12 protein-coding genes are annotated in these 13,900 nt (G+C 68.3%); 5 read left to right on the forward strand and 7 right to left on the reverse strand.

Translation table 11 applies throughout. From position 1 onward, the window contains the following. Positions 1 to 60 precede the first annotated feature (60 nt). Entirely contained in the window at positions 61 to 3,534 is a 3,474-nt protein-coding gene (gene carB, locus MET9862_RS06485) for a carbamoyl-phosphate synthase large subunit (protein ID WP_142582293.1), read from the reverse strand. A 523-nt stretch (positions 3,535 to 4,057) separates the two neighbouring features. Here carB and MET9862_RS06490 point away from each other — a divergent pair. From MET9862_RS06490 to MET9862_RS06505, 4 genes are all read left to right on the forward strand, one after another. Next, complete coding sequence (locus MET9862_RS06490; protein WP_066926221.1) at positions 4,058 to 4,297, forward strand: acyl carrier protein; 240 nt, start codon at positions 4,058 to 4,060, stop codon at positions 4,295 to 4,297. Positions 4,298 to 4,383: 86 nt separating this feature from the next. Further along, a complete protein-coding gene (gene fabF, locus MET9862_RS06495; protein ID WP_142582294.1) occupies positions 4,384 to 5,643 on the forward strand; it encodes a beta-ketoacyl-ACP synthase II in 1,260 nt (419 codons plus the stop codon). Positions 5,644 to 5,775: 132 nt separating this feature from the next. Then, entirely contained in the window at positions 5,776 to 6,489 is a 714-nt protein-coding gene (locus MET9862_RS06500) for a DUF5343 domain-containing protein (protein WP_142582295.1), read from the forward strand. Positions 6,490 to 6,492: 3 nt separating this feature from the next. Next, on the forward strand, positions 6,493 to 7,080 hold the full coding sequence (locus MET9862_RS06505) for a Swt1 family HEPN domain-containing protein (protein WP_142582296.1): 588 nt from the start codon (positions 6,493 to 6,495) through the stop codon (positions 7,078 to 7,080). Between the two features lie 28 nt (positions 7,081 to 7,108). Here the strand turns inward: MET9862_RS06505 and MET9862_RS06510 are convergent, their stop codons facing one another. Further along, positions 7,109 to 7,804, reverse strand: coding sequence for a YidB family protein (locus MET9862_RS06510; RefSeq protein WP_142582297.1), 696 nt, complete (start codon positions 7,802 to 7,804; stop codon positions 7,109 to 7,111). Between the two features lie 547 nt (positions 7,805 to 8,351). Here MET9862_RS06510 and MET9862_RS06515 point away from each other — a divergent pair. Continuing rightward, on the forward strand, positions 8,352 to 9,032 hold the full coding sequence (locus MET9862_RS06515) for a response regulator (protein WP_142582298.1): 681 nt from the start codon (positions 8,352 to 8,354) through the stop codon (positions 9,030 to 9,032). Between the two features lie 6 nt (positions 9,033 to 9,038). On the opposite strand, the gene MET9862_RS06520 is transcribed toward MET9862_RS06515, so the two are convergent. From MET9862_RS06520 to MET9862_RS06540, 5 genes are all read right to left on the reverse strand, one after another. Beyond that, the gene (locus MET9862_RS06520; protein WP_244612599.1) at positions 9,039 to 9,374 is read right to left on the reverse strand and encodes a hypothetical protein; all 336 of its coding nucleotides are present in this window, start codon (positions 9,372 to 9,374) and stop codon (positions 9,039 to 9,041) included. Between the two features lie 77 nt (positions 9,375 to 9,451). After that, positions 9,452 to 9,715: a hypothetical protein gene (locus MET9862_RS06525; RefSeq protein ID WP_306438895.1), complete on the reverse strand. Its 264-nt coding sequence runs from the start codon at positions 9,713 to 9,715 to the stop codon at positions 9,452 to 9,454. A 93-nt stretch (positions 9,716 to 9,808) separates the two neighbouring features. After that, on the reverse strand, positions 9,809 to 11,713 hold the full coding sequence (locus MET9862_RS06530) for an OmpA family protein (RefSeq protein ID WP_142582300.1): 1,905 nt from the start codon (positions 11,711 to 11,713) through the stop codon (positions 9,809 to 9,811). Between the two features lie 70 nt (positions 11,714 to 11,783). Continuing rightward, on the reverse strand, positions 11,784 to 13,595 hold the full coding sequence (locus MET9862_RS06535; RefSeq protein WP_142582301.1) for an ATP-binding cassette domain-containing protein: 1,812 nt from the start codon (positions 13,593 to 13,595) through the stop codon (positions 11,784 to 11,786). A 45-nt stretch (positions 13,596 to 13,640) separates the two neighbouring features. Then, a complete protein-coding gene (locus MET9862_RS06540) occupies positions 13,641 to 13,850 on the reverse strand; it encodes a hypothetical protein (protein ID WP_142582302.1) in 210 nt (69 codons plus the stop codon). Positions 13,851 to 13,900: the final 50 nt, after the last annotated feature.

Genomic DNA, 13,900 nt, shown 5'->3' on the forward strand with positions numbered 1-13,900 from the left:
GAGAGCGAGGCTCCCTCCGGGCCAGATGTCAGGCTCTGTGGTTCGCGGGCCGAGCCGGGCTCAGGCCGCGAAATATTCTTGCAAAGCGCGGACTTGGAGATCGCCTTCGAGATAGGCTCTGATCCCTTCGGCCGCCGCCATCGCACCGGCTAGAGTGGTGTAGTACGGCACTTTATGCAAGAGGGCCGCCCGGCGCAGCGACCGGGAGTCGGAGAGCGCGCCCGCCCCTTCCGTGGTGTTCAGGACGAGTTGGATGTCGCCGTTCTTGATGGCGTCGACCACATGGGGCCGCCCCTCAAGCACCTTGTTGATGCGCTCGGTAGGTACGCCGTTCTCCGCGAGATAGCGCTGCGTGCCCCCCGTCGCCAGGATCGCGAAGCCGAGATCCTTGAGCAGGCGGATGGCCGGCAGGATGCGCGCCTTGTCGGCGTCGCGCACCGATACGAAGACGGTGCCGGATTTCGGCACCTGGGTGCCCGAGCCGAGCTGGCTCTTGGCGAAGGCTACGCCGAAGCCGCCGTCGAGTCCGATGACCTCGCCAGTGGAGCGCATCTCCGGGCCGAGCAGCACGTCGACGCCGGGGAAACGGGCGAAGGGGAACACCGCCTCTTTCACCGCGATATGCGGCAGCGTCTTTGGCTTGAGACCGAAGGCCGGCAAAGTCTCACCAGCCATGATCCGCGCTGCGATCTTGGCGATGGGCTCGCCGATGACCTTGGCGACGAATGGGACTGTGCGAGAGGCGCGCGGATTCACCTCGAGGACGTAGATGGTTTGGTCTTTGATGGCGTATTGCACGTTCATCAGGCCGACCACCTGGAGCGCCAAGGCCATAGCCTTCGTCTGACGCTCGAGTTCGGCAATGATCTCCGGCGAAAGCGAACGGGGCGGCAGCGAGCACGCGGAATCGCCCGAGTGGATTCCGGCCTCCTCGATGTGCTCCATGATGCCCGCGATATAGACCTCCGTGCCGTCGCAGACCGCGTCCACGTCGACCTCGACCGCGTCCGACAGGTAGCGGTCGAACAGCAGCGGGCTCTTGCCCAGCACCGTGTTGATCTGCCCCGTCTTGTCGTTGGGGTAGCGGGCCTTGACCTCGGAGGGGATCAGGCTCGGCAGGGTGTCGAACAGGTAGTCGGCGAACTGCGCCTCGTCGCGGATGATCGCCATGGCGCGGCCGCCGAGCACGTAGCTCGGGCGCACCACGAAGGGCAGGCCGAGATCGGCGGCCACCAGCCGGCTCTGCTCCACCGAGTAGGCGATGCCGTTCTTGGGCTGCTTGAGGCCGTGCTTGTCGAGGAGGCGCTTGAACTGGTCGCGGTCCTCGGCGAGGTCGATCGCGTCCGGCGAGGTGCCGAGGATCGGCACGCCCGCCGCCTCCAGCGCGCGCGCGAGCTTCAGGGGCGTCTGGCCGCCGAACTGCACGATGACGCCGTGCAGCGTGCCGGCCTGCTTCTCCGTCTCGATGATCTCCAGCACGTCCTCGGCGGTGAGCGGCTCGAAATAGAGCCGGTCCGAGGTGTCGTAGTCGGTCGAGACCGTCTCCGGGTTGCAGTTGACCATGATGGTCTCGTAGCCGGCCTCCGAGAGCGCGAAGCAGGCGTGGCAGCAGCAATAGTCGAACTCGATGCCCTGCCCGATCCGGTTCGGGCCGCCGCCGAGGATGACGACCTTCTTCCGGTCGCTGGGCAGCGCCTCGTCGACGACCGTGCCGGCGAACGGCGCCACATAGGTCGAGTACATGTAGGCGGTGGGCGACTTGAACTCGGCCGCGCAGGTGTCGATCCGCTTGAAGACCGGGCGCACGCCCACGCTGCGCCGCGCCGCGCGCACCGCCGCCTCCTCCGTCCCGGCGAGCACCGCGAGGCGCGCATCGGAGAAGCCGGCCGCCTTGAGCTGGCGGAAGGCGCCGGGCGTGGTGGGCAGGCCGTGGGCCTTCACCCGGTTCTCCAGGTCGATGATGCCCTGGAGCTGCTCCAGGAACCACGGATCGATCTTGCAGGAGGCGTGCACCTCCTCGTGGCTGACGCCGAGGCGCAGGGCCTGGGCGACCTTGAGCAGCCGGTCCGGCGTCGGCGTGCCGATGGCGGCCTTGATCGCATTGTGGTCATCGCCCTTGCCGAGCCCCTCGATCTCGATGTCGTCGAGGCCGGTCAGGCCCGTCTCCAGGGAGCGCAGCGCCTTCTGCAGCGATTCGGCGAAGCACCGGCCGATCGCCATGGCCTCGCCCACCGACTTCATGGCGGTGGTCAGCGTCGGCTCGGCGCCCGGGAACTTCTCGAAGGCGAAGCGCGGAATCTTGGTGACGACGTAGTCGATGGTCGGCTCGAACGAGGCCGGGGTGGCGCCGCCGGTGATGTCGTTGGCGATCTCGTCGAGCGTGTAGCCGACCGCGAGCTTGGCCGCGACCTTGGCGATCGGGAAGCCGGTGGCCTTCGAGGCGAGCGCGGAGGAGCGCGAGACGCGCGGGTTCATCTCGATCACGATCATCCGGCCGGTGGCCGGGTCGATCGCGAACTGCACGTTCGAGCCGCCGGTCTCGACGCCGATCTCGCGCAGCACCGCCAGCGAGGCGTCGCGCATCACCTGATACTCTTTGTCGGTCAGGGTCAGCGCCGGGGCGACGGTGATCGAATCGCCCGTATGCACGCCCATCGGATCGATGTTCTCGATGGAGCACACGATGATGCAGTTGTCGTTCTTGTCGCGAACGACCTCCATCTCGTACTCCTTCCAGCCGAGCACGCTCTCCTCGATCAGCACCTCGTTCGTCGGCGAGGCGTCGATGCCGCGCTCCACGATGTCGAGGAACTCCTCGCGGTTGTAGGCGATGCCGCCGCCGGTGCCGCCCATGGTGAAGGAGGGGCGGATGATGGCGGGCAGGCCGACCTCGGCCAGCGCGATCAGGGCCTGGCCCAGCGCGTGCTCGGAATAGCGCTTGCGCCGCTCGGATTCGCCCTTGGCCCAGCTCTTCTCGAAGGCGGCGAGCGCCGCCTTGCGGGCCTCGGGCTCGCCGTTGGCGGCCTCGATGCGGGCGATCTCGGCCGTGTACTTCTCGCGGTCGGCCTTCTTCACGGCCGAGGCGTTGGCGAGGGCCGATTTCGGCGTCTCCAGCCCGATCTTGGTCATCGCGTCGCGGAAGAGGTGCCGGTCCTCGGCCTTGTCGATGGCCTCCGCCGTGGCGCCGATCATCTGCACGCCGAACTTCTCCAGCACGCCCATGCGCTGGAGCGAGAGGGCGCAGTTCAGCGCGGTCTGGCCGCCCATGGTCGGCAGGATCGCGTCCGGGCGCTCCTTCTCGATGATCTTGGCCACCACCTCGGGCGTGATCGGCTCGACATAGGTCGCGTCCGCCATGTCCGGGTCGGTCATGATGGTGGCGGGGTTCGAGTTCACCAGCACGATGCGGTAGCCCTCCTCGCGGAGCGCCTTGCAGGCCTGGGTGCCGGAATAATCGAACTCGCAGGCCTGGCCGATGATGATCGGACCCGCACCGACGATCAGGATCGAGGAGATATCGGTGCGCTTGGGCATGGGTCGCCTTGAGAATGTCGCGGGCGCGCGCCCGGGCACGCATGACCCCGGAGCGGGGCCACGCGGGCGGGCGCAGCGGTCGAAATGTCGTTGGGGCGCGGGTTTACACGCGAGAGCCGGTGTTTGAAAAGGCCGCCGGGCTCAAGCCCCGGCCCCATGCACCGCCGGGTGCGCCGCGGACGGCGCGGGCCCTACCGATCGCGCCCCCGCCGCCGCCCGCTTCGAGAGGGGAAGCGGGAGAGCGAACAGGCGCAACCCCCCGCGAACACTGGCGAATGAACCAAACCTGAACCGCCCCTCGCCAGCGCGGGAACCCTGTGTTAACACCCCCGCGACCGGGCACTGGGGGGTTGACGGCTTCGCGGGATCACAGTCCAAGCACAGCCCCGCGGGCCAGGGGCCGCGGCGCGAGCGGTTTCACGCGGCTCGCGCGGCTCACGGCCGGTTCGGCAGGGCCCTCTCGGGCCCGAAGCGCCTTCACCACGACAGACGACGACAGACAAGAAGACGAGGACCGGAAACGATGAGCGATATCGCTGAGCGCGTGAAGAAGATCGTCGTCGAGCACCTGGGCGTCGAGCCCGAGAAGGTGGTCGAGGGAGCCAACTTCATCGACGACCTCGGCGCCGACAGCCTCGACACCGTCGAGCTGGTCATGGCCTTCGAGGAGGAGTTCAACGTCGAGATCCCGGACGATGCCGCCGAGACCATCCAGACGGTCGGGGACGCGGTGAAGTTCCTGGAGAAGAACTCGGCCGCCTGAGGCGCCGGGCCTACAAAAATCGCGGCGCGGACGGGGCCAATCGCCCCGCGCGCCGTTATTCGTTTTGAGACGAACGGGATATTGCGATGCGGCGGGTGGTCGTCACGGGTCTCGGCATGGTCACGCCGCTCGGCAGCGGTGTCGAGCACGTCTGGAGCCGTCTGATCGCGGGCGATAGCGGGGCGGCCAAGGTCTCCTCCTTCGAGACCGACGATCTCGCCTGCAAGATCGCCTGCCAGATCCCCCTCGGGGACGGCAGCGACGGCACCTTCAACCCCGACGCCTATCTCGAGGTGAAGGAGCAGCGGAAGGTCGATCCCTTCATCGTCTACGCCATGGCCGCCGCCACCCAGGCGCTCGACGACGCCGACTGGCACCCGAAGAGCCACGAGGACCAGTGCGCCACGGGCGTGCTCGTCGGCTCCGGCATCGGCGGCATCGGCGGCATCTACGACGCCTCGATCACGCTGCACGAGAAGGGCCCGCGCCGCGTCTCGCCCTTCTTCATCCCGGGCCGCATCATCAACCTGGCCTCGGGCCAGATCTCGATCGCGCACGGGCTGAAGGGCCCGAACCACGCGGTCGTCACCGCCTGCTCCACCGGCGCCCACGCCATCGGCGACGCGGCCCGTCTGATCGCCTTCGGCGATGCCGACGTGATGGTGGCGGGCGGCGCCGAATCACCGGTCAACCGCCTCTCGCTCGCGGGCTTCGCCGCCTGCCGCGCCCTCTCCACCGGCTTCAACGAGGCGCCGACCAAGGCCTCCCGCCCCTACGACAAGGACCGCGACGGCTTCGTGATGGGCGAGGGCGCGGGCGTGGTGGTGCTGGAGGAATACGAGCACGCCAAGGCGCGCGGCGCCAAGATCTATGCCGAGGTGATCGGCTACGGCCTCTCGGGCGACGCCTACCACATCACCTCGCCCTCCCCGGACGGCGACGGCGCCTATCGCTGCATGACGGCCGCCGTGAAGCGCGCCGGCATCAGCCCGTCCGAGATCGACTACATCAACGCCCACGGCACCTCGACGCCCATGGGCGACGAGCTGGAGCTGAAGGCCGTGGAGCGTCTGCTCGGCGATTCGGCCGCCAAGGCCTCGATGTCCTCCACCAAGTCGGCCATCGGGCACCTGCTCGGCGCCGCGGGCGCCGTGGAGGCGATCTTCTCGATCCTCACCATCCGCGACGGCGTGCTGCCGCCGACCCTCAACCTCGACAATCCCAGCGTCGAGACCCAGATCGACCTCGTCCCGCACGAGGCGAAGCGGAAGCGGGTCGATGTGGCTCTGTCGAATTCTTTTGGATTCGGTGGGACGAATGCGTCGCTGGTGATGCGGCGGGTGTAGTCGGAACCCGACACTAATAACGTGCAGAGATTGTGGAAACGCTGCAAGGAAAGGCGGGCGGCCGACTTCACCGCTTGCGCTTTCTTGCAACGCTAGATTAATTTCTCACCTCCTGTCGCGGGAGGTGTTTGAGTGGCTGCACGAACAAAAGCGAGCGCAACTCCGGCTGAACAAGAACCAGCTATTCCAGCCGAAAAGTCGCCTAAATCTCCGAAACCCAGGCGGGAAATTCCTGGGAGTTTTACTTACACCACCTCATTTGGCACTTTAAAGCGCGCGTTGGACGGAATAACGGTCGCCGAGAGGCCCGACAAGTTTTCCAGCGATTTCATGGCTACTGTTCTTAAAGTGACTGGTGGTTCAGCCAAACCGATCCCACCTATTTTGAAAAGAATGGTATTCCTAAGTTCTGACGGAAATCCAACTGAATTGTACTCCAAATTTAAGTCCGAAAATAATCGAAGTGGTGCAGCACTGGATGGCCTTAAGAGGGGTTTTCCGGAAATATTCCGGCATAACGATTACGCTCACCGCGCAACGAAAGAAGAAATAGTCGATTTAATCGTACAAATTACTGGGCTCAACAAGAAAGATCAGATTGTTAATGCTACCTCTGGTACTTTCGAGGCGATCAGAAGTTTCGTAAATAAAGACCAGCCGTCTACCTCTCAAATAGAATCGAACACTGCACCTGCGGATGCGATACCACTTTCGAACGGACCTACACTTAATGGAGGCAGCGAGATAAATCTTGCATACAATATAAATATTATTCTTCCAGAATCGACAAACATACAAGTATTTAATGCGATATTTCAAAGTCTGAAGAACAATTTGCTGAGGTGAAATATGATCAAAGTCGTTGAATTATTCACATTGAAGAATTCCGCAATAAGTTCTGAAATAAGGGACATACTCAAAGAACACTCATTCTCCAACCAGAGAGGTGCTGTAGAGATAGCAACAGACAAACTTGTCGAAGAACATCTGAAACAAGTTGATGAACGCATTCGCAGAAATGCAGATAGAATGTCTGAGTTCTACAAGATGTTCTATGTTTTAGAAAACGACATAAGAGACTTGGTGCAAGATACCCTCGAAACATCGAGTGGATCAGCCTGGTGGGAAAATCTAACTCCACAGAATGTAAAAGAAAACGCAAGGAAAAACCGCGATCGCGAATCAAATGAGGGTCTTGCCCCAAGATCCAGCAGAATAATTGATTATACCACCTTTGGAGAGTTAGGCGAGATAATAAGCGCAAATTGGGATATTTTTTCTGGCGTATTTGGAGGCGTTGATAAAAATCGCGTTCTCCGAGTGATAAACAGGCTTAACCTTGTCCGAGGTCCAATCGCTCATTGTGGCCTGTTGGATGAAGAGGAAATAGTTCGCCTGAAGTTAACAATAAGAGATTGGTACAAGCTCGCGAGTTGAACTCTCTTTCGCTTCATTTCTGAAGCCGTTACCACCCCCTTCGCTCCCCCTCCCCCGGCACCCGCCCCTGCGGCGTGAGCCCGTCGATCACCTGCGGCAGCACCTGGGCGAGCTGTGTGAGCAGCGTGTCGCGGTTCAACCCCGTGGCCCGCTCCAAGGTGCCGAGCGTGTCGGGGCCAAGGGCCTGGGCGAGCTGGTTCGGCTGCACCGAGCGGTTCTGGCCGTGGCCCACCCAGGATTCGATCACGTCGCCGAGGCCGCTGTTGCGAAACCCCTCGATCAGGCCGTCGAGGCCGCCGAGATCGGGCCGGTCCTCCGGCTCGCGGCCGAGATGGGCGTAGGGGCCGGCGCCGGGATCGCGGCCCGGCGCGTCGCCGGGGCCGTCGAGCATGCCGGAGAGGTCGCTGAAATCGCCGGGGGGCAGCGGGGCGTCGCGGCGGGCGCCGTCCTGGTCCCAGCCGCCGGAGCCGGGCACGTCGCGGCCATAGGGGCCGGCCTCCGGATGCGGGCGGCCGGGCTCCGAGCGGTCGGCATCCGGGCCGGGCTCGCCAGCGTGTCCGCGCCCGAAGATGTCGCCGAAGCCGCCGCTGGCGCCCTTGGCGAGGAGCAGCATCAGCAGCGCCTTGACCAGCGGCGACATGGCGCTGCCGCCTCGGGCGCCGCCCTGCCCGCCGCCGAGCACCTGACCGAGCACGCCGCCGATCACCGAATCGAGCAGTCCCATGCCATCCTCCCGCCGGGGCCCCGACCGGCCCGGTGCGGTTAACGGTTCGGCCCGGCAGCGGGTTGCGTGGCGGCGGTCGCGGCCGGATCGGCGCGGGCCGGCGGGCTCGCCCGCCAACCTCACGGCCGCTCGGCCGATCGGATTAGACCTTCGGGCCTAGTCCCGGCCTAGTGCTTATGCAGCGCGGCCTTGGAGGAACGGTTGTTCCGGGTGCGTCGTTCGATCAACGAGCTTCGCCGTAACCCCGGCCGGTCGGCGCGCCGATCGGCCAAGAAGGGGGCGTCGCGGCTTCCACGGCGCCCGGGTGCCCGCGACGGGGTGGGTGGGCGCCGCATCACCGCCGAGGGGAGGCCCAGCCCGTGGATGCGATGCCGTCAGACGTCCGAGCCATCGCTCCGCTCCGCCATCCCCATGCCCAGGAGCCTGACCCTCCGGAATCGCCGGGCGCATCCGGCCGGCGCTGATCCGGCGCCGCCGCGGAGCCGGCGCGTCCCGCCCGGATCCGCGCCTCCCGAGGGGTCCACGTAGCGACAGGAACTCGTTCGGCATGTACCCTGTTCCGACCGACAGCACCCCCACGCTTCTGCTTGCCGACAGCCAACCCATCTACCTGCTCGGCCTGCGCATGGTGGTCGACGACCTCGCCGGCTACGACCTGATCCACGAGGCGCATACGAGCGCCGAGATCCTCGACGTCGCCCACCGGGTGCGGCCCGACATCGCGATCATCGACATCGCCGCGCCGGGCATGCGGGGCCTCGCCACCCTGCGCCATCTCCGGCACGAGGCGCCCGCCATGCAGGTGGTGGTGACGAGCCTGCAGGACGCGCCGAGCTTCGTGCGCGAGACGGTGCAGGCCGGCGCCCGCGCCTTCGTCTCCAAGCGCTCGCCGCCGGATTGCCTGCTCCAGGCCCTGCACGCGGTGCGCAGCGGCGGCTTCTACCTCGACCCGTCGGTCGCCACCGACATGATCGTGGCCGGGTTCGGCCCGCGCACCCGCCGCGGCCAGCCCCGCGGCACCCTGACCCTGACCGACCGCGAGCGCGAGGTCTTCCGCCTGATCGCCCTCGGCTACACCAACAAGGAGGTGGCCGGGCAGCTCGGCCTCACCGCCAAATCGGTGGAGACCTACAAGAGCCGGGCGAGCGGCAAGCTCGACATCTACAGCCGCTCGAAGATCGTCCAGTACGCCGCCCTGCAGGGCTGGTTCAACGAGATGGGGGCGTGACCCCCCTCAGCCGCCGCTGCGCATCGCGCCGGGCAGGTGGTCCTTCGGGTTCACCCGCCCCCCTGAGCCGAGCACGGAGGTCGAGGGCTTGAGGGCGCGCGGCGCCGAGACGCCGTTGTTGCGCCGATGGGCGGCCTCCGGATGCGCCTGCACCGTGGAGACGTCCGGCGGCAGCGTGCGCGCGGTCGGCTGGTCGTTGGCATTGGCGAAGGTCTGCGCCTCGGCCGAGCCGATGAAGCGGCTGCCGACGGCGGTGGCGGCAAGGCTCGCGAGGAACAGGGCGGTGGCGAGGCCGCCCGCCCGGGGCCGAAGCGGCCGGCTGGTCTTGTCCTGCTGCGTCATGGGCGATCCGTGACTGTCTTGCGGGGCGAGCCGCTGCGGCGGCTCCTCATGAAGACAGAACGCGTGACACGCGCGGGTTAGTTCCGGCGCAGGCCGCCATGGGCGAGGCTGCCCAGCGCGCAGCCGGCGAGATAGGCCGCCAGCATCAGCGCGCCGCTCTCGACGAACAGGCCGGCCCGGCCGGGCACCGCGCCGGAGAGCGCGAGCGCGGCGAGGAGGACGAGCGCGAGGCCGAGCGCCGCCGGCACCGCGCGGTGCGGCCAGCCGCAGAGGGCGCCGAGGCCGAGGCCGAGGACGAGCGCCCCGGCCAGTCCCGGCCAGAGGCCGGCGAGCAGTGCCACCACGAAACCGTCGATCTCCCGATGCGAGCCCCGATCCGAGCCGGACGGGGCAGACCACCCCCGCGCGGGCGGCGCAAGCCGTCTCCGCGCGGGTCAGGGCTTCAGGGCGAGGCGCGCGGCGCGCCGGTCCCCCGGCGGCTCCTCGGCGATGCTGACCTGATCCATCGCCGCGCCGGCCTGAAGCAGATACTCCGCGATCACCTGCGCCCGCGCCCGCGCGACCGCCTCGGGCGCCGGCTCCGGCTCGGGCGAGGCGGGCGCCTTGGGCGTGGGCGGGGCCTTGCCCTTCGCCGCCGTCTTGCCCGGCTTGTCCTTGGGCGACGCATCCGCCTTCGGCGGCTCGGGCTTCGGCTCATCCGGCTCCGGGGCCTTCGCCGGCTTTGCGCCCGGCGCGTCGGCATGGCCCGCCACCGTGATCCGCAGACCCGGGCAGGCGCGGGCGAGCGCGGCGGTCGCGTCGAGCGTCGGATACATCGCCGAGGTCAGCACGAGACTGCCCGTCTCGAAATGCAGCGCGGCCTGCGACGCGGCGCTCGCAAAGCCGTCGCGACAGGCCTCCGGACTCTGCCGCGGGGCCGGATCGCGCGGCTCGACGGCCAGCATCACGGTCCAGCCAGGGGGCAGGCCGCGGCGCAGGGCTTCGCCGACGCGGGCCGCGCTCTCCCGATACAGGCTCATGCCCGACAGGGTCAGGCTGCGGTCGGCGACCGCGATCTCGCCGCTCGCCAGCGTCGCCAGCACCGGCACGGCCGCCTCCAGCGCCGCTCCGAGATCCGGCGGCGCGCCGGCGCCCAGCCGCGTCCGGTCCAGAATGCGCTCCCGGAAGAAGCGTGGCCGCACCGCCGCCATCACCCGTGCCCGCATCTCCGGATCCGGCAGGTGCCCGGAGAGAATGACGGACTCCGTCTCGCGCCGGATCACGACGCGGTAGGGCGAGAGCGGCTTCACCACGAGATCCACGGCACCCGCTTCGATTCCGCCGGGCAACGCGGTGCGCAGGAGCGCCTTCACCTCCCCGACCGCCTGCGCATCGAGCGCGTCGCCGGAGACCGAGACGCGACCTTCCGCGAAGCTCACCCGACCCCGCGCAACCAGCCCTGCCAGCCTCATCATCCCGGAGACCAGGGCGTTCGGCTCGACGCCCCGCGGCAGCCCGCGCGCCGTCCGGGTGCGGTCGTCCACGAAGGCGCCTTCGGACAGCTCCTCCGCCTGCCTCCGGATGTCTGCCCGCGCGCTCTCCGAGACCGTGTAGCCGGTCAGCACGACGCCCCCGCCCGCGACCCGCTCCACCGCGAACTGGAAATCGGCCACGCTCGGCGGCAGGATCTCGATGCGACCCAAGGAATAGCCGCGGGGCGGCTCGGCGAAGGCGCTGCGCAGCGCGTCGTAGGCGGCGGCGTCCACCGCCTCGCCCGCGGCGGAGATGACGGAATCGGTAATGGTCACCCGGCCGCCACGGCCGAGCTTGCCGAGGCGCGCCGCGGCGAAGGCGGCAGCGGCCGCGAAATCGGGTGGCGCCCCGCGCGCGGCCTTGGCCGCATCGTCCAGGGGCAGGTCGGGAAGGACGGCCGCGATCTGTCGCTCGAGCGCGTGCCGGCCGATCTCCGCCGGGCGGCTTCCGGTGATCGCCACGGCGCCATCGAGTCGCTCGGCCGCCCAGGCGAAGGGCGAGACAGCCTCGATCAGACCGATCTCGGAGACGATTCGGCGGGGACCCGGCAGCGCAGCGAGGCGGGCGAGCACCGCATCGCGCTCCGCCTCACCGGGCGCCTCGCCGCGGGCGACGAGATCGCGCCCCTGCGCCGCGACGCGTAGCCAGGGCTCACCGCCGGCATCCTGGGTGGTGCGTGCGATGCCCGCGCCCTCCGCCTCGAGCCGCCCCGCGAGACCGGGCGCGGCGAGAAGCGTCGCCCCGCCCCAGGCGAGCGCCAGAAGAGGCAGGCCGGCGAGCCAGCCGAAGCGGCGGAACCGGGATGCGAGGTCAGCGGGCAGCGGCACGGGTTGGTCTCGACGGAAGGACCGCGCGGAGAACCAGAACAGCCTGACTTTCCGGCATCATGAAGGCCGATCAGGCCTCCGCCGCCTCGCGCAGCATCTCCAGCTCCAACCAGCGATCCTCCGCCTTGGCGAGTTCGCCCTCGGCCTGGGCGAGGGTCGCGCTCGCCTTCTCGAAACGCGCCGGATCGCGGGCGTAGAGGTCGGGATCGGCCAGGATGCCGCGCAATTGCGTGATCGCCGCCTCCAGCTTGCCCATGCGCTCGGGCAGCGTCTTCAACTCGTGCTGATCCTTGAAGCCGAGCTTGGACTTGCCCGCCGGAGCCGCCGGACGCTCGCGGGGCTCGGCGCGCGGCGCCTCCTTCGCCTTCTCGACGCTACGCGCCTGCACGCCGGCCCCGCGCTGGGCCACCATGTCGGAATAGCCGCCGGCATACTCGACCCAGCGCCCCTCCCCTTCGCTCACCAGCACGCTGCCGACCACACGGTCGAGGAAGTCGCGGTCGTGGCTCACCAGAATCAGGGTGCCGGCATAATCGCCGAGCATCTCCTGGAGCAGGTCGAGGGTCTCGAGATCGAGGTCGTTGGTGGGCTCGTCGAGGACGAGGAGGTTCGAGGGCTGGGCCAGCGCCCGGGCGATCAGCAGGCGGTTGCGCTCGCCGCCGGAGAGCACGCTGACGGGGGTCCGCGCCTGCTCGGGGGAGAACAAGAAGTCCTTGAGGTAGCCGATGACGTGCCGGCTCTGGCCGCCGACCGTCACCGTGTCGCCGCGTCCCCCGGTGAGCACGTCGGTGACGGTCATGCCGGGTTCGAGGGTGGCCCGGGCCTGATCGAGGATCACCGGCTTCAGGTTGGTGCCGAGGTTGATCGTGCCGGAATCGGGAGCGATGCCCCCCATCAGCAGGTTCAGCAGCGTGGTCTTGCCGGCCCCGTTCGCGCCGACGATGCCGAGCCGGTCGCCGCGGGTGACCCGCAGCGAGAGCCGGTCGACGATCTTGCGGGCACCGTAGCTCTTCGAGACCTCCTTCGCCTCGGCGATCAGGGTGCCGGATCCCTCGGCCTCGCTCGTCTGCATGGTGACGCTGCCGACCGGGCGGCGGTCCTCGCGCCGGGCCTGGCGCAGGGCATGGAGGTTGCCCAGCCGGCGGACATTGCGCTTGCGCCGCGCGGTCACGCCGTAGCGCAGCCAGTCCTCTTCGGCTGCGATCTTGCGGTCCAGCTTGTGCCGGTCACGCTCCTCCTCCTCGAAGAAGGCGTCGCGCCAGGCCTCGAAGCCGGAGAAACCCTGCTCGATCCGGCGCGTGATGCCGCGGTCGAGCCAGACGGTGGATCGCGAGAGGGCCGATAGAAAGCGCCGATCGTGGCTGATCAGCACGAGCGCCGCGCGGGTCCCGCGCAATTCCTGCTCAAGCCACTCGATCGCCGGCAGGTCGAGATGGTTGGTCGGCTCGTCGAGCAGCAGCACGTCGGGCTCGGGCGCGAGCGCCTGGGCGAGGGCGGCGCGGCGGCCCTCGCCGCCGGAGAGCTTCGTCGGATCCTCCTCGCCGGTGAGGCCGAGGCTCTCCAGCAGGTAGCGGGCCCGGTAATGGGCATCGCCCGGCGTGAGCCCGGCCTCGACGAAGGCCAGGGTGGTCGGGAAGCCCGAGAAGTCCGGCTCCTGGGCGAGGTAGCGGATCGTCGTGCCGGGCTGGACGAAGCGCACGCCCCGGTCGGGCTCGACCAGCCCGGCGGCGATGCGCATCAGGGTGGATTTGCCCGAGCCGTTGCGGCCGACGAGGCATGCGCGCTCGCCGGGCGAGACGGTCAGCTCGGCGCGCTCGATCAGCGGCGTGCCGCCGAAGGTCAGCGCGGTGTCCTGGAGAGTGAGAAGCGGTGGGGCGGCCATGCGCGGGCTTATGACAGCGCGCGCCGGCCTTCACAAACGCTGCGATCAGGCGATCGGGTTGGCGGGACCGCTCGGCGTGGCGGGCGGATCGATCACGGGGATCTCCACCGGCTGCTCGCTCGGCGCCTCGCTCGGAACGTTGCCGGGCGCCTCCGGTCCCGGACCGGGAGGCGGGACGATCGGCGGCTCGGACGGCGGCTCGGGTGTGGGGCCGGGCTGGTCCGGCACTTCGGGGATCCCGCCGGGATTGGCCATGACGCGACGCTCCTTGCGCGCGCCGCGGGATCGGGAACTGCGCGGCGCGT

This window comes from Methylobacterium symbioticum, from assembly GCF_902141845.1.
GTDB classification, from domain to species: Bacteria; Pseudomonadota; Alphaproteobacteria; order Rhizobiales; family Beijerinckiaceae; genus Methylobacterium; species Methylobacterium symbioticum.